2 protein-coding genes are annotated in these 916 nt (G+C 41.3%); both read left to right on the top strand.

All coding sequences use genetic code 11. The features are described 5' to 3' along the window. Window positions 1–66: 66 nt before the first annotated feature. Window positions 67–507: a transposase family protein gene (locus JFC08_RS13620; protein WP_193007402.1), complete on the top strand. Its 441-nt coding sequence runs from the start codon at window positions 67–69 to the stop codon at window positions 505–507. Between the two features lie 8 nt (window positions 508–515). After that, a complete protein-coding gene (locus tag JFC08_RS13615; RefSeq protein WP_244656536.1) occupies window positions 516–899 on the top strand; it encodes a transposase family protein in 384 nt (127 codons plus the stop codon). Window positions 900–916 lie beyond the last annotated feature (17 nt).

Genomic DNA, 916 nt, shown 5'->3' with positions numbered 1-916 from the left:
TAGACCTCTTGCAAAAGTAGCAAAGAGATTTAATATAAGAAACACATCCACAACTGGCTAGGAACCATGCCAAACATAGATAAACTACTCAAAAAAAATGATGCAGGCTTTAAACGCTATACAGGCATTCATAAAGCGACCTTCCATGAAATGCTGGATGCTATGCAGCAATGTGAAGCACAAAAGACTAAATCAGGTAGACCAAGCGTGCTTAGTCTTGAAGAACAAATACTACTAGCACTTACTTATTGGCGTGAGTATCGAACGCTGTACCACATCAGTATGGACTTTGGCATTCATGAGTCGTCTGCCAGTCGTATCATTCGTAAAGTAGAAGATGTTCTTATTGATTCAGGCAAGTTTGAACTGCCTAAAAAGCTGCCTAGTAGAGTCGATGACGATATTAATTGGACAGTCGTCATCGTCGATGCCACTGAAACCCCAATTGAGCGTCCAAAAAAAACCAAAGAGAGCACTACAGCGGCAAGAAGAAACAACACACCTTAAAAGCGCAAGTGATCGTCCACTGGAAAACAGGCTTAATATTAGATATTCAAACGTCCAAAGGGTCAGTGCACGATTTTAAGCTGTATAAAGATACTTGTCCTGACTGGCTTCCTTGTGACACTAAACTATTAGCCGATAGTGGCTATCAGGGCATTGCAAAGTTACATGAACAAAGCTTCACCCCCTTTAAAAAGCCACGTGGTGGTCAGCTGTTAGCGCTCTGCAAACAAGCCAATCACTATCTGGCTAAGTTTCGTATTATGGTTGAGCACAAAATAGGCTTAATCAAGTTGTTCAAAATCGTGGCTCATAAGTATCGCAACCGTCGTCAGCGTTATGATCTTAGAATGAAGCTATTCGCCAGTGTTGTTAATTTCGAGCTTGGTTTATGACTTTTGCAAGAGGTCTA

This window comes from Psychrobacter cibarius (assembly GCF_016107535.1).
GTDB classification, from domain to species: Bacteria; Pseudomonadota; Gammaproteobacteria; order Pseudomonadales; family Moraxellaceae; genus Psychrobacter; species Psychrobacter cibarius.
This window is presented reverse-complemented; position numbering and strand designations above follow the sequence as displayed.

Excerpts from the sequence above, each read along its gene's own strand:
- JFC08_RS13620 (WP_193007402.1), top strand. The coding sequence starts at position 67 with ATGCCAAACATAGATAAACTACTCAAAAAAAATGATGCAGGCTTTAAA.